Raw genomic sequence first — 24,591 nt, 5'->3', positions numbered from 1 at the left:
TCCAGACACTTTCGAGTGTTCTTTAGAAATCATGCGAACTCGGCTTTCTCTTAAAGTCGAGTTTTTTGTTTTTGGATATTCTCATTCGTCCCAAACCAGGAGGTGAGAAAGAGTGGGAAGAACGTTAGCAAACAAGAAAGAGATTGTTGCAGGTCTGAAAGAAACGCTCAGCGAATCACAGTTGATGTTTATCGTTAACTACAGTGGTTTGACTGTTGCGGAGATTTCGGATTTACGGAATCGTTTGCGTCCGAAAGGTGCGATTTGTCAGGTGACAAAGAACACGTTTATGGAGAAAGCGACCGAAGGTGACGATCGCTGGCAAGCGGTCAGCGAATTACTGAAAGGTGATTCCGCGTTTGTGATGGTCAAGGACGACCTTGGTGGTGCGATCAAAGCATATCAAGAGTTCCAAAAGGCATCCAAAAAGACCGAGATGCGCGGCGGTGTGATGGATGGCAAAGTTCTCAAAGAAGCGGATCTTAAAGCGATTGCAGATCTACCTTCTAAGGAACAGCTCATTGCACAGATTGCTGGTGCTATCAACGGTGTCGCAACCAAGCTGGCAGTGGGTATCAACGAAGTACCGTCTGGTTTGGCAAGAGCGATCAAACAGGTGTCCGAAAAAGAAGCAGCGTAGTAATCTGCTTGGCAAATTTCAATTGATTTAGGAGTTAGTCCATGTCTGCTGTAACTGATGAAATTGTAGAGAAGTTGAAAGGTTTGACCCTGCTCGAAGCTTCTGAGCTGGTTAAACAAATCGAAGAAGTTTTTGGTGTAAGTGCTGCTGCTCCCGCAGGTGGCATGATGATGATGGCTCCGGGTGCTGGCGGCGGTGCTGCGGCTGAAGAAGTCGAAGAGAAGACCGAATTTGATGCAGTCTTGGAAGAAGTTCCTGCTGATAAGAAGATCGCCGTTCTCAAAGTTGTTCGCGGTATCACTGGCTTGGGTCTGAAGGAAGCAAAAGATCTTGTAGAAGCTGCGCCGAAAGCAATCAAAGAAGGTGTTGCTAAGGCTGAGGCTGAAGACATCAAGAAACAAATCGAAGAAGCTGGCGGTAAAGTGACGGTTAAATAGTCACTCGTTCGATTCTGATGATTTTGGGAGTCTCTTGCGAGAGGCTCCTTTTTTGTTGGTTGTGATTTCTTGTGGAGTGATTGGAAATCGATAGATGCAAAATGCTACTGCTTTGGAAGTTTGGATAGATATTTGTTTAAGAAGGCAGTGCTACATCTGAAGCGCTTTAATACTTCGGGTAAATCGCGTCGTCGGATTGCAATAAGAGTCCGAATCGCTTTTGTTTGTTCAGATTTGACCGTCATTTGACGAACTCGATCGAGACGTTTCTGGTAATCCTGTTTTGCGATTTCGTCGAGAGAGACATCATTTTGAAAATAGTTTTCTAGATAGTTCAGACCTTCGCTGATATCAGGCTGATTTTGGTTCAGATCGGCTTCAAAATCTGTCCAAAATGCAGCAGTTTCTCTGGTTTGGCTGGCCGCGATGCGATCGTAGGTAAATTGAGTGAGATATTTGTAAAACTTCTCGATATCGACTCCAAAAAAGCCAGTATCGACACGAGCATTGGCAAAAGCTGTGAAGATCAAGCCAAATGTAATTGCTTTGGTTACGAGATCTGCGTTGACGGTTGGTTTAGTGGGAATTGAATAGAGAAGCCAGAAAACGGTTGCAGGTAGAGCTAAATTCACCAAAATCCACCACCAAAATGCGATCGTGCTGAGTGGTTTGAAGAAGGGAAGAGATTGGCACTTATTCAGTAGTTTTTTGATGGAGATGGGGAGATTGATTAGTCCAGTCAGCAGCGCGATCGCGATGTACGGTTCCCAAGATTGCAGCCAATTCATCGATTCAATGCCTCGGATGGACTGGCTGTGATAATCGGGTGCAGGAAGAAATAGCCTGTTGAGGTTAAAGCGAGTGGAATCTGTGGATCGAGTTGCTGTGCTTTCTTGCGTTGGGGAAATAGCATCGAGATAAAACTACTGGTAGCGCGATCGATGTATCCGCGTTTCCAGAGACTTTGGATAATACTTGATACCTGATTGATAGGGAGTCCAACCACATAGACTAAATCTTCGATTGCAATGGGGCGCTGCTCGATCGCTTTGAGGATTTTGATTTCGGTTTGCTCGACTGTGGCGATCGTGCGTTGCAAAGAATTGAGGTAAGGCTGAGTGTTTGCTGTCTGCTTAGATTTTGTTCGCTTGAGCAGATTTTTAGCTGTTTCGATGGGATCTGTCGATTGCAGAATGGGGAATGCGAGAGCGTCCCAAGTTAGAGTTGCCTCACTGGTCGGTGAATCGAAAAATCCTTTGGCACGTTCTTGGGTTTGGTAGGACTGTGCGAGGCGATCGTATTCTGAGTCGTAAATAGATTTGAGTTCGGAATCTTGATCGAGAAGTTGCCGGATTTGATTTACAGCGGATTGAGGTTGACGGCTGGCGAGGTCGCTAATGCTTTGTAGCGTGGGTTGCAGGGCTTCCAAGCGAGAGGGGTCTAGCTGAAGGAGTGCCAGAGAAAAGGCTTGAAAGGTAAAAGCATCGAAGGCATTAGCGATCGTCATAGTCCAGTATGGGTAAAGGCTGCCCAGTAATAAGGATCGCGATACGGCGGGTCTGTTTCGTCTATTTTACATTCAATGCTTTGAATACAACTCCGAAGATATTCTTGAGCGCCGGGATCGCTTTCCGTTTTGGGGAGCAAGTCTTTGAGCCATTGGGCGAGTGTGGAATTTGAGCAGGTACGGAGCCAGTTTTGGGCGGATCGAAGTGCGATCGCGCTTTCTTGACCCGCCTGCCAAAATTGGTAGAACCGGATCATCAGATAGGCGTTTGAGGCTTCTTCGACTGTCCAAAGGGTGCTGATGACGTGTGGAACTCCGGCTTGGAGAAAAGCGCTAGTTAAGCCGACGTATTCGGTATCGATCGATTGAGTTCCATTCAGCGCGGTTTCGCAGGCGGAGAGGCTGACGAGATGATAGTTTTTCAGATCTAAACTACTGATTTCCTTGGCTGTGAGCGTGTCTGAGTTTTTGAGTGCGAGTTCGGAGTTTTCAGGTTTGCGATCGTTATAGTTGGCGTGTCCTGTGAAATGAAAGATGCCGTGATGTGTTTTGAGAGCGGATTCGACGGTTGCGCGATCGCTCTTTTCTGGTGGAATCGAGAAGGCGTTTGGGGCGAACATTGCTTTCAAAATCACTGATTCGAGTTGGGCGAAAGGCATTGAATTGCCGCGATCGGGATCTTCAACATTGAGAAGGAAAGAAGTGCGATCGCTGGATCTCGATTTTAGATTTAAGCCAATTTGGATGCTAGGAAGATAGGTGATGGTCAAACTTTCTGAGAATAGAGCGTGAAGGGGAAAACGATGCAAATCTCGATGGGGCAGGAGAATGAGGTTTTGAATGTTTGGGAGGTGAGATTCGATCGTTTGAATTTGCAGAAGTTCTTTGAGCTTTGTCAGCTGGGTTGATAGAGCTTTGCGCCAAGAATGATCAGCTTGATTGGCTTTCTTAGTGCGATAGTCGTTGTATTGAGTGTTCCAGGATTTGATCCAGGATTGGAGCTTTTGAGAGCGAGCGTAGGGGATCAAATTTTCTAGAACAATCGGGTCTTCTGAAGTTGGGGTAAGGATAAAGGTGGTGAGGGACTCATCGCTGAAATGCCAGTAAACGATCGCGGTTTGTGGGTTGAGCAGTTGATGCATTTCGGCATAGCTTGGGCTGATGACTTGTTCTTTCCATTCGTCGAGAATCCAAGTGAGACAGCGATTTTTGTAGCGTTCTGCGGTTTCGAGAGCGACGATAGTTTCGCCTTGAGCAATTAGGCTATCGACAGCTATGCGATTGAAATCTGAGAATTTTATTTCGAGATTGCGTTTTTGGAAGGGTGTAGGTTGCGCGTTGAGCAGTTTGCGAAAGATTTCTGCGCCTTCTATGCAATGTGTGCAAGCCGTTTCAATTTCTTCTAATCTCAGGAGAGATCGCATTATTCCCTGCAAAGCTTCAAGACGCTCTTCCGCATGACGCTCTGCTGTAAGTATCTGCAGAGCAGTTTTATAGCTCCGAACGGCATTACGCCAGTAAACACGAGGATCTGGTTGACTGTTAGAGTGTTCGTAATAAGCTTTACCTAGCAACGAAAACAATACAGCATATTCGTAGGTTTCAGGGGAAAGATGAGGGATTGCTTCTTGCAATGCCGAAACGTGATCGAGAACCGACAGATTAGAGTTTTGGATCGCTGTAATGAGACTCGTCTGAAAATTTCCTTGCTGTACTAGACTACAGTAGGCTACCGCTCGATTGCCCCAAGCTAGGTGGTCATCTGGTTTGATTTCGAGCGCTTTGTCATAGCTTGTGATTGCATCTTCGTACTGTCCTAGATCATGGAGTGAAATGCCGCGATTAGCCCAAGCTAGGTGGTCATCTGGTTTGATTTCGAGCGCTTTGTCATAGCTTGTGATTGCATCTTCGTCCTGTCCTAGATTATGGAGTGAAATGCCGCGATTAGCCCAAGCTAGGTGGTCATCTGGTTTGATTTCGAGCGCTTTGTCATAGCTCGTGATCGCTTCTTCGTAACGTCCTAAATCATCGAGTGAAATGCCGCGATTGTACCAAGCTTGGCTCTTGTCCAGATTGATTTCGAGAGCCTTGTCATAGTTTGTGATCGCGTCTTCGTATCGTCCTAGATCATGGAGTGACAATCCGCGATTGTTCCAAGCTGCATGATCATCCGGATTGATTTCGAGAGCCTTGTCATAGTTTGCGATTTCGTCTTCGTCCCGTCCTAGATTAGCGAGTGACAATCCACGATTAACCCAAGCATTGTGATCATCCGGATTGATTTCGAGAGCCTTGTCATAGTTTGCGATTGCGTCTTCGTCCTGTCCTAGATTAGCGAGTGACAATCCACGATTAACCCAAGCATTGTGATCATCTGGTTTAATTTCGAGAGCCTTGTCATAGCTTGTGATTGCATCTTCGTCCTGTCCTAGATTATGGAGTGCAGCGCCGCGACCCACCCAAGCTATGTCAAAGTCTGGTTTGATCTCGAGTGCCTTGTCATAGCTTGCGATCGCTCCCTCAAAATCCCCTGCAACGTAACACTCATTTCCCCGCTCAAACCAAGCGGACGCTTCCTTCGGAGCCTGCGATCGACACTCTTGCTCCAACCGTCTCCCAATCAATCCTGCGACTCGGCACAATTCACCTTCATCCAGCCGTCCCAACCTCAATAACCGCTTCCCTAATTCCTGATGTTCTTCCCCACTCTGCAATCGTTCCCCAAACCCACGCAACCATTCTGCCAACGCCTCCCGCGTTACCCCTCGCTGCTCCAAAAATCCCCGAATCCATCCGCGATTAAACTCCGATCGTCGTTCCACCTCATCCAGCAAGGTAAACAACACCGCTTCATAGTCAACCGAGGAACTGTGAGACGGAGAATTTTCGACTTCAGCCTTAGAATGATCGCCACTCTTGCGCCAGAAATTCCGAAACATCGATCAGAGCCTTGAAACAATCAGATTTATTCTACAAAGCGAAAAGTAGAGATTGGGGAACTCTAGCGATCGCTTTTATCCTTTGCTGTGATGGATACACGATCGCGAACCTGATACACTACACAAAGATTTTGATACATATGTATGAGCTTCGACAATCTTTGTAAGCTGCTAGCGGAAAAGCACCCGGAGCGATTTGCAGCTTGGTTACTCGGCGAAGAAGTGACAAGCACGATCGAAGTTCTCAAAACCGAACTGAGCATCGAACCCATTCGAGCAGACTCGGTGACATTTCTGAAAACGAGCGATCGCATTCTTCATCTAGAGTTCCAGACCATTTGGACATCTGATCCGCCTATCCCTTTTCGGTTACTAGATTACTGGGTGCGGCTGTATCGATTGTATCGATTCTCGATTACTCAAATCGTGATTGTGCTGTTGCCGCCGAGTGAAGGAATGACGATCGAAAACTTCTTTGAAGAAGAATCAACTCGCCATGAATTTCAAGTTGTAAAAATGTGGGAGCAAGACCCAGACCCATTTCTACACGATCCAGTTCTGCTGCCTTTTGCTGCTCTGACTCGAACTCAAAATCCAGATCAACTGCTCAATCGCATTGTTCAACAAGTTGCAGAAATTCCTGAAACCGAAGAACGACGCGAGGTTTCGTCGTATGTGCAGCTTATGGCAGGTCTAAAGTACGATAAAGATAGAATCCACCGCCTATTTCGGGAGGACATGATGCGAGAATCCGTAATCTATCAAGAAATCCTTCAAGAAGGCGAAGAACGAGGACTCACACAAGGACTTTTACAAGGGCAACGATCGCTGATTCTCCGTATGCTGGAGCAAAAAATCGGTTCACTCTCGCAACAAGAACGCGATCGCATTTCCACACTCAACTTAGAGCAACTTGGAAACTTAGCGATCGCGCTTTTGAACTTCTCTTCTCAAACCGATTTAGAAGTTTGGCTAGCAGAGCAAAATTAGGTCAACTGCTTCTTCTTCAAAGTATTCTGAAGCAAAATCAGCAATGCGCCAACTGTGATAAAGCCCAATGCGAAAATATGGCTCTTTTGCTGTGCATAGGCAATGAGCAAAAGATTGAGTAAAACTGCGATCGCAGGCACGATCAGCGGAACCTGAAACCCAGAAATGATAGGCTCTCGACGCTTAATCACTAGCAGAGAAAGATTGGTCAGAACAAACATAATGAGAATCAGCGTTGCGGTTGTTCCTGCTAGCAGTTCTCGTGTGCCAGCTAGAGCAATCACAATCACGATCGCTAAAATCACCAAAATTGCTCGATAAGGTGTTGCTCGTTCAGGATGTAATTTACCTGCCCAGGTCGGAATTAAGCCCTCGCGAGCCATCCCAAAAACTAATCGCGACGCAGTTACAAAGTTCAGCAATGCTGTATTCATCACAGCAAACAGAGGAATGAATGTGAAAATCAACTTCGGGAAACTTGGCTGAGCGCGAGTGACGACATCAAGCAAAGGCGCTTTTGAGCCAGCTAAATCTGTAGGACTCAGCACATTCACAGCCAGCCAAGCGATCGCGATATAAATGACTCCCGCGATCGCCAAGGACAAAACAATTGCTCTTGGCACATTCCGCTCAGGATTTTTGACCTCTTCAGCGACATTCACAATGTCCTCAAAGCCAATGAACGCATAGAACGCGATCGACGCTCCTCCGATAATTCCTGTCCAGCCTGTTTCAGGTTGAATCGCCACAACTGGAGCCGTTGTTGCTGCACCTCCGAATATATAAATGCTGGCAAGTAGAATCACGATCAAGAGTCCTGAAGTCTCGATCGCGGTACACACCAAGTTCAGTAACGAGGACTCTTTCATGCCTCGAAAATTGACATAGCCCAGTGCTGCAAACAGAAGAATGACCAGAAACCACTCGGGCAATACCGGGATCGAAGCCATCAGATAGCCAGCAAATGCCTTGGAAATCGTTGCCATTGAGACAATGCAGGTACAAAACATGACCCAGCCAACTAATGTCGAAAGCCAGTCAATCCGAAAAGCTTGCTGGACAAAATGCGCGACCCCTCCACACTTTGGCAATCGTCCTCCTAACTCGGCATAGCTCAAAGCCGTAAAAGCAGCAACGACGAGGGCAATGATAAATGAAACCCAAACCAGTGAAGCCGAAGGTTTCGTGATATCTCCAATCACGGCGTAAATTCCCGCCCCCAAGATGTCACCGACTCCATAGATCACTAAGGCAGGTAGCCCAAACACTCGTTTGAGTGAGGTCGATTCTTCATTCGTTTCCATGTCAACTTTTTTACCTCTAACAAGGGTGGAAATCTATCACTTTCGCGATCGCTCACGGTCTAGCTTAAGGTTTACACGTTGCGATCGTCTCGCGGTATGCAATGATTGCAACACTCGAACATGTTTAGGAAATGAAGCTTATAGAAGCGATCGAGTTCTTGCAAGAGTGCAAGCTGATTAGCTTATTTCAAATCCAATAATCCTTCTTCTTTCAACTTCGGATTAAATCGAATTTCAGCTTGAACGTTGCGCGCTTTGAGTTGTGCCATAATCTCCGACTCCACTCGGCGGGCAACGTTTTTTAATGCTTTCATTTGAGAGAGTTCATCGATCGCGCTTTCAAAGGTCGATCGCTCTTGAGCAGTCATGAATTCTTTTACCTGAATCGGCTGTGTCCACTGTGATTCATCGCTGAGTGGTGCACCATTTTCTTCAATCCAAGCGGCGCGAGTCGTTTCTAAAATTGTGCGATTTGGTCGATCGATTAAACTGACTTTCACCCAATAGCACTCCCGTGGACACCTCACCAAATGCTGTCTGAGACTTAAGAATACATCTCGCGAGAACCCAACAAATTTCAGGTTTTTCTCTTGATCAAAAATTGCATAGATGCCGATTTTGCCTTGAAACTGTTCTAGCAATTGACCAGCTTGATCAACGTAGGGAAGAAACTCTAACTCTGACAGCGATGGAATTTCGGACATTGGATTCACGGGGCGAAGTTGCTCGATCGTAGTATATTGAGCATTGCCGATCGCCAAATTTAACAATGACTCAATCTTCTCAGATCCCGAATTGCGCTTGGAAGCGTCCGATTGGAAAAGGATGGGAAAAGCCCTACACCGTACGCTATCCGAGCAATTTGGATGATGGGGCTTGGCATGGTGCACCGTTGGGAGGATTCGGAGCGGGATGTATTGGGCGATCGTCGAAAGGAGATTTTAATCTTTGGCATATTGATGGCGGCGAACATGTGTTTGAGTCGATGCCAGCATGTCAATTTAGCGTGTTTGAACAGGTCGGAGAAACCGTTCAGGCTTATCAGTTGACCACGGATCAGAGTGTAGAAAATTCATATCCTGAAAATGGTGGAACTTATTCAGCTTTGTATCCGCGGAGCTGGTTCCAGTACGAGAATGTGTTTCAAGCGCAGCTAACGTGTGAACAGTTCTCACCGATCATTGCTCAGAACTATCAAGAAACGAGCTATCCCGTTGCTGTCTTTCAATGGACAGCACACAATCCAACGGATCAGCCGATCACGCTCAGTATTATGCTGACCTGGCAGAATATGGTCGGCTGGTTTACCAATGCATTGAAATCTCCAGAGATTCGCCTCAGAGATGATGGGAGTCCTGTGTATGAATATCAGCCTCGAATGCGGGAAAGCGCAGGGAATTTCAATCAGCTAACGGGTAACGAGAATCAATTAGCGATCGTTATGTCTCGCGCTTTTGATCAACCGACTGAAGGCGACGGACAATGGGCGATCGCAACGAATCTCAATCCTTATCTGTGGGAAGTCTTTTACGATACTCGCTGGCTTGAACATTCAGAGCTTTGGCAAAGCTTCTCGCAAGATGGATCGCTTCGGGATCGAGATGACGAGACCCTTTCAAACGGAGAAACGCTCGGCAGTGCGATCGCAGTTCGCTTTACTTTGAAACCTGGTCAAACTCTACAAATTCCTTTTGTTCTCAGTTGGGATTTTCCAGTCACCGAATTTGCTCAAGGAATTGAGTATTTCCGACGCTATACCGATTTCTTCGGTCGCAGTGGACAGAACGCATGGTCGATCGCTCGAACGGCTTTGAAGCATCTAAAATCATGGCAAGAAAAGATCCAAGATTGGCAGCAACCGATTCTCGATCGAGCTGATCTCCCGGATTGGTTCAAAATGGCATTGTTCAACGAACTCTATGACCTGACTCAAGGTGGAACCTTGTGGAGTGCTGCGGACGAGCGCGATCCCGTTGGACAGTTTGCGGTACTAGAGTGCATTGATTATCGCTGGTATGAGAGCTTGGATGTGCGGCTGTATGGCTCGTTTGGACTGCTTATGCTTTGGGAGAAGTTAGAGAAATCCGTCATGCTAGCTTTCGCGAGAGCAATTCCAGCACAAGACGATCGCACCCGCGTGATTGGTTACTATTACACGATCGGTTCCGAGAGTCCGATGGCACCGCGCAAAGTAAAAGGCGCAACTCCACACGATTTGGGCGCACCGAATGAGCATGTGTGGGAGAAAACGAACTATACCGCTTATCAAGATTGCAACTTGTGGAAGGATTTAGGCTCCGACTTTGTGCTGCAAGTTTATCGAGATTACTTACTCACTGGCGCAACCGATGTCGAATTTTTAGCAGAATGTTGGGATGCGATCGCTGAAACACTTCTCTATCTCAAACAGTTCGATCTCGATAATGATGGCATTCCTGAAAACTCTGGCGCACCTGATCAAACCTTTGATGATTGGCGATTGCAAGGAGTCAGTGCTTACTGTGGCGGATTATGGATTGCGGCACTAGAAAGCGCGATCGCAATTGGCAAAATTCTCGATCGTCCAGTCGAACTCTACCAAGCATGGCTCGCTCAATCTCGTCCAATTTATCAAGAGAAACTTTGGAATGGAACTTACTACCGCTTAGATAGTGAGAGTGGCTCTGATGTTGTCATGGCCGATCAACTCTGCGGACAGTTCTATGCGACGTTGTTAAATCTGCCGGACGTTGTGCCAACCGAATGCACCGAGTCTGCACTCAAAACGATCTACGATGCTTGCTTCGTGAGATTCAATCAAAAGATGAATGTGGAACGTGCGATCGGCGCAGCGAATGGAGTTCGACCCGATGGCTCTCCTGAAAATCCGAATGCAACCCATCCCCTTGAAGTCTGGACAGGAATTAATTTTGGCTTAGCTGCTTTCTTGATGCGAATGGGCATGAAGTCTGAAGCCTGGGCGATTACAGAATCAGTTGTTCAGCAAGTTTATGATCATGGCTTGCAGTTCAGAACCCCAGAAGCGATTACCGCCGCAGGGACATTCCGAGCCAGTCACTATTTGAGAGCAATGGCGATTTGGGCGGTTTATCTGATGTGTGATCGCAATACTCCAGCCGAATAATTCACCGCATGAGGTTTGCAAGTGGGAGATGGGGAGAATCTAGGCTCAGATTATTCCCTATCTCCTCAATTCATTGATCTCAAAGAGATCAATGCTTTTATCTCATCTATTCATCCAAATCCAAAACGCCTCGCGTTCTTTCCCGACGATTTTGATCTTTCGCCTCATATTTCGCAATGCAAGAACCTTTCTCAACCATTACGCAACTTAAATAATCTGTTGCTTCGATCAAGGCAGCACGCAGTGCTTTCCCAACCGGCGCACGTTTTGCCTGGGAGCGATCGCCACCCAAACTCACGCCACCAATACTCACACCCAAATCGCCCCCTCCCGCTTCTGAAGTTGCGCGACCTTCAATGGTTCGAGAATGGACAACTTCGCCTGTTGTCGAATCTACAACCCGCAGATCAACTGCAATGTAAGCTTGTTGCTTTTCTTGGCGTGCTCCTCCGCCTAATCGGATGCCACCAATATTAATTCCGCCGACTCTGCCCCCGGTCGATTCTTCAGCAACTCCTTCTTCATAAGAAGTCACTTGACCGACGACAATATACTGCGATCCCGTCAACTGTCCTCTCTTGGCTTCAGTCCCTCGACGGACTAATCCAAGCTCTGCTAATTCCTGCTCTGAAAGAACGGCTCCAAGTTTCTGACGCTCAACAACCGTAAACTTTCCAGTCGAACTTAATTCGTTACTGAGTGCGTCAGCTAGCTCACGAGCTGTCGAACCGCGCCACCACCACCAATTTGTCTCATTCTTAAACTCTGGAACAGAGATGGTTAGTTTGGATTGCGCGAATGCTGCGGTTCCAGCGCTGAGACTGAAACCCAAGGCGACGATCGTTGCAGCAGCATTCAGACTGAGTGCTCGAAAGTTAGGTGAAATTTTCATAAGTGTGATTCATCCGAGTGATATGAGAGTTGTAGATGATCACCTTGATGAAATAAAACATAGTGCTCTATGCAACAGCATATCATTACACTCTACCTAGAATTATGTCGATACCGTATAGATTTTGCTCGTTGACTGATTCTTCGACTAATGGCGTCGATCGTGATTTCCATAAAAAAACCGCCCCTCAACCAAAGAGGAGCGGTTTTAATTGAATCAAATTATCGAGCTAACGTGCGACGTTTCGTGACCATCTTATAAGCCTCGATGGTATCGCCTTCAACCCAATCTTTGAAGTCATCCAGACCGATACCGCACTCGTAACCCGTATTCACTTCCCGCGCATCTTCTTTCATCCGCTTCAGTGAATCCAAAGTGCCAGAGTAGATGAGCTTACCACCGCGATGAATCCGAATCTTACAGTTCCGAATCAGCTTACCTGACTGAACATAACAGCCCGCAACAGCACCCCGTCCAACCGGGAATACTGCCCGCACTTCTGCTTGTCCAAGTGCCTCTTCAACCAATTCAGGTTCGAGCAGACCTTCCATCGCACCCTGAACATCATCCAACAAGTTGTAAATGATGTTGTAGTCGCGGACATCAACACCTGCTCGATCGGCGGCTTGACGCGCACCGGGAGCTAATGTGGTGTTGAAGCCAATAATGACTGCATCAGAAGCCGCTGCTAAGTCAACGTCTGTCTCTGAGATTTCACCCGGAGCTGAGAACAAGACCCGCACCTGCACTTCGTTCTGAGGCAACTGGCTTAACGCACCCAGAATCGCTTCGATCGATCCCTGTACGTCCGCCTTCAAGACAAGATTCAATTCCTTGAGTTCGCCTTCTTGCGCCTTTGCTGAAAGCGTATTCAAGCTCACCCGACGAGAAGACATCGCCGCCAACAGTCTCGACTGTCGTTGCTCATCAGCCCGATCCGAAGCGGTTGCCCGTGCTTCCTTCTCATCCTGGAAGACTTGGAATTCATCCCCTGCGGCTGGAACATCGCTCAAACCGAGGACTTCCACTGCAAATGAGGGCGAAGCTTCTTGAACGCGATGACCGCGATCGTCAACCATTGCCCGCACTTTACCCAAGGCAGATCCAGCAACCAACACGTCACCGACACGCAGCGTACCATTCTGAATCAGCAAGGTCGCGACAGGACCTTTTGCCTTGTCTAAGTGCGCTTCAATCACGGTTCCTCTTGCAGGACGATCCGGATTTGCCGACAGATCCTCAACTTCAGAGACGAGCAGAATCATATCGAGCAGCGTATCGAGATTGTCCCCGGTTAACGCACTCACCGGAACCATGATCGTATCGCCACCCCATTCTTCCGGCACAAGGTTGTACTCGGTTAATTCTTGCTTAACGCGATCGGGCTGTGCCCCTTCTTTATCTACTTTGTTAATCGCCACGATGATCGGCACTTCTGCTGCCTTCGCGTGACTGATCGCTTCAACCGTCTGAGGCTGTACCCCGTCATCGGCTGCAACAACAAGAATCGCTACGTCAGTGACCCGTGCCCCACGTGCCCGCATTGCAGTGAACGCTTCGTGACCCGGTGTATCCAAGAAGACGACCTGTTGCATCGCGTCGTTGTGCATGACATCGACGTGATATGCCCCAATGTGTTGGGTGATACCGCCTGCTTCTCCGGCTGCAACTTTCGTTTTCCGAATTGAGTCGAGCAGGGTGGTTTTACCGTGGTCTACGTGACCCATGATCGTGACGACCGGTGGACGGCGGTGCAGATAATCTAAATCATCCGCATCGATCATCTCAGTCAGTTTCTTGGCTGCTGCTTCTTTGGTACCGACTTCCACAAGGATGTCGTACTCTTCTGCCACCATCGTGGCAGTTTGAACGTCCAACATCTGAGTGATCGTTGCCGCGATGCCCTTCATAAAGAGCTTGGTAATGATCTCCGTCGGTGAAATCGCCAAGAGATTTGACAATTCTTGAACGGTTAACCCACCCGTTAAGGTAATGATTTCAGGACGCTCTTGTTTTTCGGGTTCGTTGTTCCGATTGCGGCGATCGCGGAAATTATTCCGTTTGCGCTGAGTCGGCGCTGCTGTTGCAACCGGGCGAACTTGCTGTTGTCCAGGCAGATTTTTCGGTTTGGCGGGACGAGCAAGCGAGAGGCTAACTTGAGCAGAACTCACTGCTCCCTCATCGTCATTGCCGAACAGATCGAGATCGTCGTCGTCGTCATCCTGAATTCTAGGCTGAGCGCGACGCTTGCCTTTACCCAGCTTCGCGGCTTTTTCGACTTCTTGAACGTCTTCCTCTTCTTCCTCCCAGCCTTTTGTGCGTCTACGAGGGGGAGTTGGTTTGTTCAGTGTGAGATCCGGAGCGGGTGCGGTTGGATCTGGAGCAGCAGGCTTCACAGGGCGATTCCGCAGCACTGGAGCAGTCGCTCCTTCTGAGGCAGATGCGTCTTCAGCTTGCGCAGGTTTGGGTCTCCGCAGTTCCACAATTTGCTGCGGTTTTGGAGCAGCTTCTCCCGGCTTCACAGGTCCGCCAGGACGGCGATTGATGCTAGGACGCTGGGGTTTTTCGCCGCTGCCTTCTCTCGTCGGGCGACGATTATCAGAACTTCCTGCCTCACTCGCGGCTGGCTTGTCCCGCTTGAGTACGGGTTTGTTCACGAGCGAAGGACGCGCTGGTGCTGGAGTAGCGGGGCGCGCTGGCGCTGGAGTTTGCAGGGTTGGAGCTGGAGCACTGGGCTGTACAGCACGTTCTTCCACAGGTTCTGCCGGAGCTACAGGAGGAGCCGAAGATACTTCAACTTGAGGTTCAGAAGCGGGCGGCTCAGTTGGGGTCGGTGCTTCGGTCAGGCTCGGCGCTGAAGCAGTCGCAGGGCGGCTCGGACGAGGAGGCTCTGCTGCGCGAGCAGAGGGCGCTTGGGGTGCAGTCGGTGATTGCGGCGGGCGAACCTCTGAGGCTTCCGCTGCGGCGGTCGATCGCGTAATAGGGCGACGGATTTCGAGAATTTGCTGTTTCTTCTGAATATTCAAGGGCGTTTTCTTTCGAGATTCAACAGATTGGGGGGTAGAACGGGGTGCGCTTTTTGCCGGAGATGGGTGGCTGGCAGCGTACTTTTGGGCAGCAGCGCGGATTTGTTCAGTTTCCGCTTCTGTAATCGTGCTGCTATGACTTTTAACCGGAATATTTAGTTGTTCGCAGATGGCGAGTATATCTCGATTGTCGAGATTTAACTCTTTCGATAGGTCGTAAATTCTAATTTTGCCGTTGTTCATCCACTCTTTCCCTCGTTCGATCGTTGGGTGTTACATAGTGACCTTCTGTTTTAACTAAAACGACAGGTTTTTTCGGGTTTTGATAGTATAATTGAACTATCTAAATTAATACTTGATGAAGACGTTACCCTCTTAGCGTTGCATGTTCTTAAAATTTTGTGGTCTTAACTCACAAGTTTTTAATGGTCTTTAAGTAGCATGGTAGCTCAGAACGCAATTTGTCGCTGAGCAGTTTGATAAATGCACAAGACTAGCTGAGCGATCGCAGATGGTGCGATCAATTCTTAGCAGTAATGTTGGTGAGTAGTCACCCTCCCCGCTGTACAGATCTGAGTTGCTCTGGGGCTGAAACTGAAGAGAGGACACAGAAGACTGACTCAGAGCAAGGGGCGGCAAATCTCCTAACGACAGGACAGGGAGACAAAAATAATTTGGACATTATCCCTAGTATATCGCAGGAGAAGAGTTGGAAAAGATGTTCTGCAAGTTTAGATTTTCGTTTTTGGCTGAAGCGAGGGTTGTAAAGTTTGGTAGATCTCAGGCGGGACGGGGGCTTTGAGGACGCGACTGAGGCGATCTTTTTTTTGAACTGCTTTGAGACAGTCTGCGGTCGGGCAGAGATAGGCGGAGCGTCCCATGCCAGTATCGATCGCGATTTCATGCGATGGATGGAGACGAACGATACGCAAAAACTCGGCTTTTGGTGCGACTTTGCGACAACAGATGCAGCGACGGTAATTCGGGAGCATGAAAAACAACACAGGATGAGATCTCAATTTTAGCGATCTCATCCTGCATTTTTTCTAACTCGCTTAAAGTGAGCAGCACTCAATTTCTAGACTTGCTGTTCTTCGAGTTCGGGTTCTTCTTCGAATTCGGGTTCTTCGTCAGGTTCTGGGACTGGAGGAGCGATCGCGACTTCCTCTTCTTCGTAGTCATCCTCATCGTCATACTCATCCATGGCGGGTTGAGATTGGCGACGTGCTTCGATTAGAGCCGAAATCTTCTCAGTTTCAGCCGCTTCATCATATTTACGGCTGTCTTTGATATCAATTTTCCAGCCGGTTAAACGAGCAGCCAGACGAACGTTTTGACCTTCTTTGCCGATCGCTAAACTCAATTGATCTTCACCGACTAATACATGCGCTTGCCGACCTTCGGGATCAACTAAGCGCACTTCATCCACTCGCGCTGGACTTAGTGCATTGGCAATATAAGTGGACGGATCGGGCGACCATCGAATGACATCGATCTTTTCACCGCGCAATTCATTGACCACCGCTTGAATGCGAGAGCCGCGCGCCCCGATGCAGGCTCCAACTGGATCAACATCTCGTTCTAAAGTATCAACAGCGATTTTAGTCCGAGGTCCAACATGGCGGGAAGGAGGGTTCGCTTCGCGCGCCACTGCAACAATCCGCACCACATCATCTTGAATCTCAGGCACTTCGTTTTCAAACAAGTAAACGACCAGACCTGCATCCGCTCTGGAAACGAGCAACTGTGGGCCTCGGTGCGATCCTTCACTGACTTTTTTGAGATAAACGCGGAACGTTGCATTGGCGCGGTAATTGTCGTTTGGCAGTTGATCCCGTTTGAGCAGTTCTGCTTCGACTTCTGGCTGCCCAAACCCGCTCACGACTGCCATAATCACCGACTGCCGCTCGAATCGTAGAACTCGCGCTTGCAAAATTGTGCCTTCGAGGTCTTGGAATTCTTCTTGAACGAGTTTTCGCTGTTGATCGCGCAGCTTTTGCGCCAAAACTTGCTTGGTTTGGATCGCTGCCATGCGTCCGAAATCACCTTGATCGGGGGTGACATCCAGCACGACTGTATCGCCTGTTTGAGCTTCAGGTGCAACTTCTTGTACTTCGGTCAAAGAAATTTGGTGATCTGAATTATCGACTTCATCTACGATCGTTTTCGTAGCTAATACGCGGAAGCCTTCTTCTTCGACATCAAGTTCGACCTCGAAGTTATTGAAATATTCTTCGTCAAACCCATCGCCATCGATTCTCTGAGTGCGGCGAAACCGCTCGTATCCCTTCATTAGGGCTTCTTTGAGCGCGGCTTGGACTGAGTGCTTGGGTAAATTACGTTCACGGCTAATGCCGTCAATCATGTCTTTGAGTCCGGGCAAGGCGACCATTGACATAGGGAAAATCTCCGTAGGTACTAAATATTGAATTGTCAGGAAATTAGTCTTCTTCGCTTTCGGTCAGTTGAACGCTCGTGATCAGGGTTCGAGGAATCGAAATTGTACGTCCTTTTTTGCTGATGTAGACGTTGGTTTCGTCGCGTCGAATCAGATTGCCTTCCCAGTAGATATGACCTTGATAAGGTTCTGATGTCGTGACCATGGCGGGAAAGCCGCGGAAAGAAATGAATTCTCGATCGCTCGTCAGCAATTTAGAAATTCCGGGGCTAGAAACTTCCAGCACATACTGATCCGGAATCAATTCATCCAGAATCGGTTCCAATGCCCGACTCATCCGTTCACAATCCACAAGTCCCGTATCGGCTTGTTGATTACGCACATCAATTCTGAGGACAGGAGGATTCTGATTCGTGTGAAACACCGCATGAACCACTTCTAGACCGAGCGTCTCCGCGACTGGAGCCGCAACTTCTAAAACTTGAGGAATCAAAGGATGTGCCATCGAACAACTTCTCCAAATAAAAAAGTGGGACAATGCCCACTTCTCATGAAACGACTGATTTCATGGAGTTCGGTCAAACAGAGTTACTGTTCTTCCAACCCAAGTTTAGCGAAAAATTTCAGAGTCGCCCGTTTTTTATGTGGGGAGTGGGGAGTGGAGAGTAACCCAACGTTCCCCTATTCCCCACTCCCTATCCCCTACTAGAACGTAAAGGTCGTCCGAATTACCGGCACGATCGCTGTTCCATTCGTGCTCTGTCCTTCTGGATTAAAGATGGCAAACACTCCGGGTGTAATGCTCAGATTGTCGTTGACTCGGAAGTTGAAAAAGCCTTCAACCTGATAAGGGGTGCGATTTTCAGGATTGCTTGCAATGCCATCTGTGCTGACTCGCTTCAACGGTTGACCAAAAATCAGACCCGCTGAATTGCCCTTTTTGAGAATATCGGTCACATAAAGTCCGACCAACCAGGAGTTAAAGTTTGTTCCTGCATCGACATCGACGAGATCTGCAAAGATATGGCTGTAAGAGCCTGCTAAGGTGATGTTTTGCGAGAGGCGGAATGCGGCAGTTGCGCCCAAGGTGTTCATTTTGATCCCTTGGTTCAGATTTCCTAAGGTCAAACCGCCTGGTAGATTGACTGCGCCAATATCAGAACTGCTCAGACCCGTACCCAAAATATTGATTTGGTGATAACTATGAGCGTAGTTCAGTGCTACGGTGAACGCCTGACTGGGTTTTACCGTCAGTTGAGCCGCTGCAACGTAGCTTCCGCCGCCAACGCCTGCGCCCAGTGGAGTCCCACCGCCTAAGCCACGGTTGCCAGGAATGTTCGCGTTGACACTTCCATACAAAGCCCGGAAGTCGATCGCGTCGGAGATATTAAAGATCACCCCTGCTGCCGCTGCTAAACCTGTTTGAGAGGTTCCACCGGAAACTCGCTGAGCGGCTGGAAGCGACGCAAAGCGAGAGAGTGCGCCCTGTCCTTCACTTGCCCAGGGCAAGACGGATGGGAACGCGTCCGAAACTTCTGCACTCGTTCCAGCAAATGCGGTGACTTTGTCTGCAACGGGAAAGATGTAAAGCAGTTTGTAGAGAGACAGGCTATTGTTTGCGCCTTTTCCAGTCAGCGTTGAAGGATCAACTGTGGGAAACTGAGGCTCGTAAGAAAGTCTGACATTGCTGTTAGAGCCAAAGACGGGATCAGCATAGCCCAAGGTTTGAGCAATACTAGAGCCGCTACCCCCTGCAATTCCACTTGCACCGAAGTTTTGAGCCTGCAATCCAGTGATTAACAGGTCTTTTCCAGTGAAACTCGTGTTGAGATTGAGGCGGACACGGTTGTTGAAGACGGTATTGGCATCATTTCCGGCATCGCCTGACTCGTAGCCATTTGCCACACTGAAAATTGCCTCTCCAGAGAGCTTAGTCGTTGTGGAGAATTGCTGTTTTTCCAGCGTTGAGGTTCTCGCTTCGAGAGAGTCCACGCGTCCGCGCAGGGTTGCCAGTTCTGCGGCAAATTGTTCTTGGAGCTTTTGTAGGGTTGCTAAATCTTCTTTCTTGACTAGATCAGCAGTGGCAGCCGCGATTAATTCGTTGACGCGATCGAGACAGGCATTCAATCCTGCTGCAAATTCGTATCGGGTCAAGGCACGATTGCCGCGATAGGTGCGATCGGGATAGCCTGCAATACAGCCATACCGCTCTACCAAGGATTGCAATGCCTGAAACGCCCAATCGGTCGGTCTGACATCTGAAAGCTGTGATACAGAGGTCACTTGTGACATTGTTGGAGCTGTTGGACGGCTCAACTCAGAGACGGAAGGGATTTGATTTAACTCGGAGGTGGGTTCAGCCGCGATCGCATTTCCGGCAGCTAAACTGATCGATCCCGCAACCAGGCTCGCTAGGCTCACCTGCATCTCAAATTTTAATTTTTTCACCTTCATCATCTCACCACGAATAAAAACGACGAATAAATCCTGCTGCCGCGTATTTCTTTTAGCGCAGTCTATTCTTAAAGCTATACGGTTAAGGGATCTCAGCGGGTAAAAGTGCCTTCGGGATTTGCCGGACATTATTATCGATTAAAGTCTATGCCCAACACATTTTCTGGTTTTCTGAACAATGTTAGAAAACTGAAATGGATCGAATTTGCCTAAATCTTTAAATTTGTAGTACGATTGACAACTGTGTCGAATTAGAGCAAACCCATGCCGAAGCTGAAAACCCGCAAATCTGCACAAAAGCGTTTCAAAGCAACTGGTGGCGGCAAGATCCAACGCCGTCGCACTCACGGAAACCACCTTTTATTCCATAAGAGTATGAGCCGCCGTCGTCGGATCGCAGGAGGCGATTTGGTGAACGAGCGCGATGCAGACAACGTTCGGTTGATGATGCCTTATCTCTAAGGGTTGGCTGAGACACGATCGCAATATTAAAAATTAGTCAAGGATAGTGAAACATGGCACGGGTTAAGCGCGGCAATGTTGCTCGGAAACGCCGCAAGAAAATTTTGAAGTTAGCGAAGGGCTTCCGTGGCTCTCACTCTAAGCTGTTCCGCACCGCGAATCAGCAAGTTATGAAGGCATTGCGGAATGCATACCGCGATCGCCGCAAGAAGAAGCGTGATTTTCGTCGGTTGTGGATCACTCGGATCAATGCTGCTGCGCGCATTCATGGCGTGAGCTACAGCCAGTTGATCGGCAAGCTGAAAAAGGCTGATATTTTGATTAACCGCAAGATGTTGGCACAACTCGCAGTTCTCGATCCCGATGGATTTGCGAAAGTTGTCGAAAAGGCTGTTAAGGCTTAGATGCTGAAGCGATTCGTCGCAATCTGTAGTTTGTACGTTATGGGGGCGCAGTTGTTTGCGTCCCCATCTTTGTGTGCAGCCGAGATCGCCCAAAACCGTAAGCTGGTTGTTGCGGTGAAAGATAATGTTCGCCCGCTTGGATTTCGGGACGCTCAAGGCAGATTGCAAGGCTTTGAGATTGATATTGCGAAGCGATTAGCCGAGGAATTATTGGGAAGTTCAGCGGCGATCGAATTTCAACCCGTCTCGAATCGCGATCGACTGCAAGTGGTCATTGATGGAAAAGTCGATTTTGCGATCGCGCGGGTCACGGTAAACTCTTCTCGCGCTCGAATTGTTGCGTTTAGTGAACCTTACTACTTGGATGGAACAGGATTTGTGACTAAAAATTCTGCGATTCGGAGTGAGCAGGAGTTAACGAATCAGACGGTTGCTGTTTTGAATCATGCCAGCACTATTGCAACTCTGAAGTATCGATTCCCACAGCTTCAACTGGTTGGAGTGGATTCTTATGCAGCGGGAAAGCAGTTGCTTGAATCGGGAACAGTGATCGCGTTTGCCGCAGATGCGAGTATTCTCGCCGGGTGGGTGCAAGAATCTCCAGAATATCGAGTTTTGCCATTTCGAGTTTCAACTGAACCTTTGGCGATCGTTTTCCCGAAAGGGCTTGAGGCTGATCAACTTCGCCGCAGTGTAGATCAAGTGATTCGACGCTGGAAAGCTGAAGGATGGTTACAGCAACGAGCTAACTATTGGGGACTTCCTTGAGATACGCTGAAAAGATGCCTTTTAATTTGCGAACGATAGTCTTATGGATAGTGTAGCCTCTCCAATCCTTTACATCTCGCTTTTGCTCGTTTTACTGGGCAGTGTTGCGTTCTTTGTGGTTCGGCAAGTTCTGAAAACTCGCCGGATCGAGAGCGCTCTTTCTCGACTTCAAAGCAAACTGAACAAAGAAAAAGGCACTGCTGAAGAATATTACGAACTTGGGAGCATTTTGCTCGATAAGCGGTTATTTACTCAAGCGATCGCTCAATTCCAAAAAGCGATCAAGCTTGAAACGCTCGAAGGTCAAGATCTTGCAGCGGTCTACAATGCTTTGGGATTTGCCTACTTTGCTCAAGAACAGTACGATCTTGCGATTAAACAGTACAAAGAAGCACTGAAGCTTCTGCCTGAGTATGTGACAGCGTTAAATAATCTTGGGCATTCCTATGAGCGCAAGCAACTCGCGTCGCCAGCATTGGAATGTTATGAGCAGGCTTTAGTGATCGAACCGAGCAATCAGACAGCAAAGCGGCGGGCTGAGTCGTTGCGGAAACGATTGGTCACTTCAGCATAAGTTTGATTGAGTTGAAAAAAAGGAGGACGATTCAGAGATCGTCCTCCTTTTTTATTTGTGCCGCTCCTAGTTTGGGGCAGAGTTTTGAGTGGGAGTTGAATTCTGCGGGGGCGTAGAATTCTGGGGTTGAGGAGTTTCGACTGGAGTTGGAGTTGGGGCTTGAACTGGAGCAGTTGGAGCCGGAGTTTCAACTGGAGTTGAGGGAGTTTCGACTGGAGTTGAAGGAGTTTCGACTGGAGCAGTTGGACCTGGAGTCTCAACTGGAGTTGGGGCTTGAACTGGAGCAGTTGGAGCCGGAGTTTCAACTGGAGTTGAGGGAGTTTCGACTGGAGTTGAAGGAGTTTCGACTGGAGCAGTTGGACCTGGAGTTTCGACTGGAGTTGAAGGAGTTTCGACTGGAGTTGGGGTTGGGGCTTGGACTGGAGCGGTTGGAGCTGCTTGCTCTACAGGAGGGTTAGTAGGAGATTGGGTTGGCTCGACTACTGGTTGAGTAGGTGGAGTATTGATTGGATTTGAAACTTGATTGGTAGCTGGTGTAGTAGGTGAAAGGGGAGGAGTTTGGTTTTCAGGCGAAGCTTGAATAGCTCTTCCAGGGGGTGTTGTTTCTAGAATCTGGCGGGGCTGTTCAGGTTGGGAAGATTGCCCAGGATTCGCTGGAGGATTCGAGTTTGCTGGAGGATTCGAATTTGCTGGAGGATTCGAGTTTGCTGGAGGATTCGAATTTGCTGGAGGATTCGAGTTTGCTGGAGGATTCGAGTTTGCTGGAGGATTTGGTGCAGGATTGTTTGAAGGCTTAGTCGATTCTCCTGAAGTTGGTGCAGGGTCTGCTGATCTGGGAGTCGCTGGTGCTGAATTTGCCGGATTTGGGTTACTGGGAGTGGAGCCAGATGGATTTGGAGTGGTGGACGTTGGATTTGAATTGGAGTTTGGTTGATTTGAATTGGAGTTTGGTTGATTTGAGTTTGAATTAGGTTGATTTGAATTGGAGTTTGGTTGATTTGAATTGGAGTTTGGTTGATTTGAATTGGAGTTTGGTTGATTTGAATTGGAGTTTGGTTGATTTGAATTGGGATTTGGCTGATTTGAGTTTGAATTGGGGCGATTTGAATTAGAGTTCGGTTGATTTGAATTAGAGTTTGGTTGATTTGAGTTTGAATTGGGTTGATTTGAATTGGAGTTCGGTTGATTTGAATTGGAGTTCGGTTGATTTGAATTGGAGTTCGGTTGATTTGAGTTTGAATTGGGTTGATTTGAATTGGAGTTCGGTTGATTTGAATTGGAGTTCGGTTGACTCGAGTTTGTAGCGTTTCCAGCACTACCGCCCGTTGTACTCTCGGGAGCTTTTTGTGCGCCTCTGGTAGCATCAACTTCTACAGGTTCTCTACCGTTGTTCTGTTGGGAACCAGTTGAATTTTGATTGGTTGGAGTCGTGTTTCCTGAAGTTTGTCCACTGCTAGGTGTCCCTCCAGTTCCCGTGCTCGAATTTTGGGAAGGTGGGTTTCCGGTACTGGGTTGACTTGTGGCAGTATTGGTCGGGGAGGTTTGGGCTGACTGCTGACCCGTGCCAGTAGAATTTTGTGCAGGGGGATTTGGCGCAGGATCCGGAACTGGAGTTAGCTGCACCATTCGGGGATTTTCGATCACCGGTCCCGTTAAAGGTTTTTGCTCTTGTAAAGCTTGTGCTGTTTCTGCTTGTACAGCGGCAATTCCTGGTTCTGGATGAGGCTGTGCTTCTCGTCGCTGCAAATCAAGACCGCGCACCATATCGCTCGTTTCGTAGAAGCGGTGCATGTCAAAATTGAAAAGCCGAACTCCTAAGGGATCAACGATCGCCATTTGTCCTGCTTCTAATGGCACCTTGCGCCCAGTTGTGTTGTCCACAATTTCCATTGGACCTGCTGGATTATTCGTCAAAGCGCCAACTACGGTCGTTTCAGTTTGCTCGTCATACCGAACAAATAACGCTGATCCGCGCACTCCAGTTGAAGCATTGGGAGTATCGATCGTCGTTCTGCCCTGCCCTGGCTTAATCAATAAGAGAACCGTTCCATTTGTGAGACGAAAATTTCGTGTTCCAGGCACAAATCGGAACACTGCCATCTCACCAACCCGTGCCCAAGAGCCATCGTTAAATCGTAAACCCACCCGTGACGCTCTCATCGTATGCAGCGCATCATCAGGGCGCAGAATTTCTGATAAGACGGCATCTCGCGGGCTTTGTCCCTTCGGCACAAACTGAACTCGCCTTACAATTTCCCGGATCTCGGCTGAAGTGAGTGGAGTTAAGGCATAGGCTGCCTTTGTGGAAACCACAGTACCAACTCCTAGGATCAAAGAGGCGATCGTGAGGAACAATTTACGGGACATAGACGCTCCAAGAACAAAAGGACGGAATGCGATGGCACGCATCCAGAGGCGGGTTAGCCTAAGCAGATTCAACCCAGTTCTACTCGTGTGAGATGATTAAGTGAAATTACACAATGTAGTCTTCATAAATACTTTACATGTCAAGCGAAAAATCTGGATTGTTTCTGCTCAAGCTTTAACTAGACTTTATACAAGATTAAGTGAAGATACGAGGCTACTTTTGTATATGCAACAAGAATTGAAGTTCTCCGGATTACTTGATCTAGAAGTCACAAAATTATTCTTTAGGACAAGCTGTCTCTACT

At 48.2% G+C, this 24,591-nt stretch carries 20 protein-coding genes and 1 other annotated feature (1 of these 21 cut by a window edge); of the genes, 8 read left to right on the top strand and 12 right to left on the bottom strand.

The genetic code is table 11. From position 1 onward, the window contains the following. Positions 1–77, top strand: a sequence feature (ribosomal protein L10 leader region) (it extends 69 nt beyond the left edge of the window). Between the two features lie 35 nt (positions 78–112). Together rplJ and rplL are read left to right on the top strand one after the other, a co-directional pair. Further along, on the top strand, positions 113–640 hold the full coding sequence (rplJ, locus tag J0L70_RS03655; protein ID WP_287453151.1) for a 50S ribosomal protein L10: 528 nt from the start codon (positions 113–115) through the stop codon (positions 638–640). A gap of 41 nt (positions 641–681) precedes the next feature. After that, the gene (rplL, locus tag J0L70_RS03650; RefSeq protein WP_017287862.1) at positions 682–1,077 is read left to right on the top strand and encodes a 50S ribosomal protein L7/L12; all 396 of its coding nucleotides are present in this window, start codon (positions 682–684) and stop codon (positions 1,075–1,077) included. A gap of 104 nt (positions 1,078–1,181) precedes the next feature. Here the strand turns inward: rplL and J0L70_RS03645 are convergent, their stop codons facing one another. Genes J0L70_RS03645 through J0L70_RS03635 form a run of 3 tightly spaced genes read right to left on the bottom strand, consistent with a single transcriptional unit; the run spans position 1,182 to position 5,523 of the window. Continuing rightward, positions 1,182–1,865 (bottom strand): hypothetical protein, encoded by a 684-nt coding sequence (locus J0L70_RS03645; RefSeq protein WP_017287863.1) that lies wholly within the window; start codon positions 1,863–1,865, stop codon positions 1,182–1,184. Then, positions 1,862–2,584, bottom strand: a complete 723-nt coding sequence (locus J0L70_RS03640; protein ID WP_287453150.1) for a hypothetical protein — start codon at positions 2,582–2,584, stop codon at positions 1,862–1,864. The genes J0L70_RS03645 and J0L70_RS03640 overlap by 4 nt, the downstream gene beginning before the upstream one ends. Next, on the bottom strand, positions 2,581–5,523 hold the full coding sequence (locus J0L70_RS03635) for a CHAT domain-containing protein (RefSeq protein WP_287453149.1): 2,943 nt from the start codon (positions 5,521–5,523) through the stop codon (positions 2,581–2,583). The genes J0L70_RS03640 and J0L70_RS03635 overlap by 4 nt, the downstream gene beginning before the upstream one ends. 144 nt (positions 5,524–5,667) lie before the next feature. Between J0L70_RS03635 and J0L70_RS03630 the strand changes: the two genes are divergently transcribed. Further along, the gene (locus J0L70_RS03630) at positions 5,668–6,513 is read left to right on the top strand and encodes a DUF4351 domain-containing protein (protein WP_287453148.1); all 846 of its coding nucleotides are present in this window, start codon (positions 5,668–5,670) and stop codon (positions 6,511–6,513) included. Here the strand turns inward: J0L70_RS03630 and J0L70_RS03625 are convergent. Next, positions 6,510–7,817: an APC family permease gene (locus J0L70_RS03625; protein WP_017287867.1), complete on the bottom strand. Its 1,308-nt coding sequence runs from the start codon at positions 7,815–7,817 to the stop codon at positions 6,510–6,512. The two genes, J0L70_RS03630 and J0L70_RS03625, sit on opposite strands and share 4 nt — an antisense overlap. Before the next feature lie 182 nt (positions 7,818–7,999). After that, a complete protein-coding gene (locus J0L70_RS03620; protein WP_287453147.1) occupies positions 8,000–8,587 on the bottom strand; it encodes a GIY-YIG nuclease family protein in 588 nt (195 codons plus the stop codon). On the opposite strand from J0L70_RS03620, the gene J0L70_RS03615 reads away from it, so the two are divergent. Continuing rightward, positions 8,587–10,941 carry a GH116 family glycosyl hydrolase gene (locus J0L70_RS03615; RefSeq protein WP_287453146.1) on the top strand — a complete coding sequence of 785 codons (2,355 nt, stop codon included), beginning with the start codon at positions 8,587–8,589 and terminating at the stop codon, positions 10,939–10,941. The genes J0L70_RS03620 and J0L70_RS03615 overlap by 1 nt on opposite strands. A 106-nt stretch (positions 10,942–11,047) precedes the next feature. Here the strand turns inward: J0L70_RS03615 and J0L70_RS03610 are convergent, their stop codons facing one another. The 6 genes from J0L70_RS03610 to J0L70_RS03585 form a co-directional block, all read right to left on the bottom strand. Next, positions 11,048–11,833, bottom strand: coding sequence for a CsgG/HfaB family protein (locus tag J0L70_RS03610; protein ID WP_017287870.1), 786 nt, complete (start codon positions 11,831–11,833; stop codon positions 11,048–11,050). A 221-nt stretch (positions 11,834–12,054) separates the two neighbouring features. Next, positions 12,055–15,102, bottom strand: coding sequence for a translation initiation factor IF-2 (gene infB / locus J0L70_RS03605; RefSeq protein WP_190649794.1), 3,048 nt, complete (start codon positions 15,100–15,102; stop codon positions 12,055–12,057). 488 nt (positions 15,103–15,590) lie between these two features. Then, a complete protein-coding gene (locus tag J0L70_RS03600) occupies positions 15,591–15,851 on the bottom strand; it encodes a YlxR family protein (protein ID WP_287453144.1) in 261 nt (86 codons plus the stop codon). A gap of 86 nt (positions 15,852–15,937) precedes the next feature. Then, positions 15,938–17,257: a transcription termination factor NusA gene (nusA, locus tag J0L70_RS03595; protein ID WP_287453143.1), complete on the bottom strand. Its 1,320-nt coding sequence runs from the start codon at positions 17,255–17,257 to the stop codon at positions 15,938–15,940. A 43-nt stretch (positions 17,258–17,300) separates the two neighbouring features. Continuing rightward, a complete protein-coding gene (gene rimP, locus J0L70_RS03590; RefSeq protein ID WP_017287874.1) occupies positions 17,301–17,762 on the bottom strand; it encodes a ribosome maturation factor RimP in 462 nt (153 codons plus the stop codon). Between the two features lie 200 nt (positions 17,763–17,962). Further along, positions 17,963–19,714: an iron uptake porin gene (locus J0L70_RS03585; protein ID WP_017287876.1), complete on the bottom strand. Its 1,752-nt coding sequence runs from the start codon at positions 19,712–19,714 to the stop codon at positions 17,963–17,965. A 261-nt stretch (positions 19,715–19,975) separates the two neighbouring features. Here J0L70_RS03585 and rpmI point away from each other — a divergent pair, with 261 nt between their 5' ends. From rpmI to J0L70_RS03565, 4 genes are read left to right on the top strand one after another with little or no spacing between them, the layout of a single operon-like run. Continuing rightward, positions 19,976–20,173 carry a 50S ribosomal protein L35 gene (rpmI, locus tag J0L70_RS03580; RefSeq protein ID WP_017287877.1) on the top strand — a complete coding sequence of 66 codons (198 nt, stop codon included), beginning with the start codon at positions 19,976–19,978 and terminating at the stop codon, positions 20,171–20,173. Between the two features lie 53 nt (positions 20,174–20,226). After that, a complete protein-coding gene (rplT, locus tag J0L70_RS03575) occupies positions 20,227–20,577 on the top strand; it encodes a 50S ribosomal protein L20 (protein ID WP_268184459.1) in 351 nt (116 codons plus the stop codon). After that, on the top strand, positions 20,578–21,345 hold the full coding sequence (locus tag J0L70_RS03570) for a transporter substrate-binding domain-containing protein (RefSeq protein WP_017287879.1): 768 nt from the start codon (positions 20,578–20,580) through the stop codon (positions 21,343–21,345). Positions 21,346–21,388: 43 nt separating this feature from the next. Next, the gene (locus tag J0L70_RS03565) at positions 21,389–21,919 is read left to right on the top strand and encodes a tetratricopeptide repeat protein (protein WP_287453142.1); all 531 of its coding nucleotides are present in this window, start codon (positions 21,389–21,391) and stop codon (positions 21,917–21,919) included. 66 nt (positions 21,920–21,985) lie between these two features. Here J0L70_RS03565 and J0L70_RS03560 read toward each other — a convergent pair whose 3' ends face one another. Then, positions 21,986–24,286, bottom strand: a complete 2,301-nt coding sequence (locus J0L70_RS03560; RefSeq protein ID WP_287453140.1) for a FecR domain-containing protein — start codon at positions 24,284–24,286, stop codon at positions 21,986–21,988. Between the last annotated feature and the right edge of the window lie 305 nt (positions 24,287–24,591).

The organism is Leptolyngbya sp. UWPOB_LEPTO1 (assembly GCF_017302695.1).
Lineage (GTDB): Bacteria > Cyanobacteriota > Cyanobacteriia > Leptolyngbyales > Leptolyngbyaceae > Leptolyngbya > Leptolyngbya boryana.
Note: the sequence above shows the minus strand (reverse complement) of the source record. Positions and strands in the feature narration are given on the sequence as shown.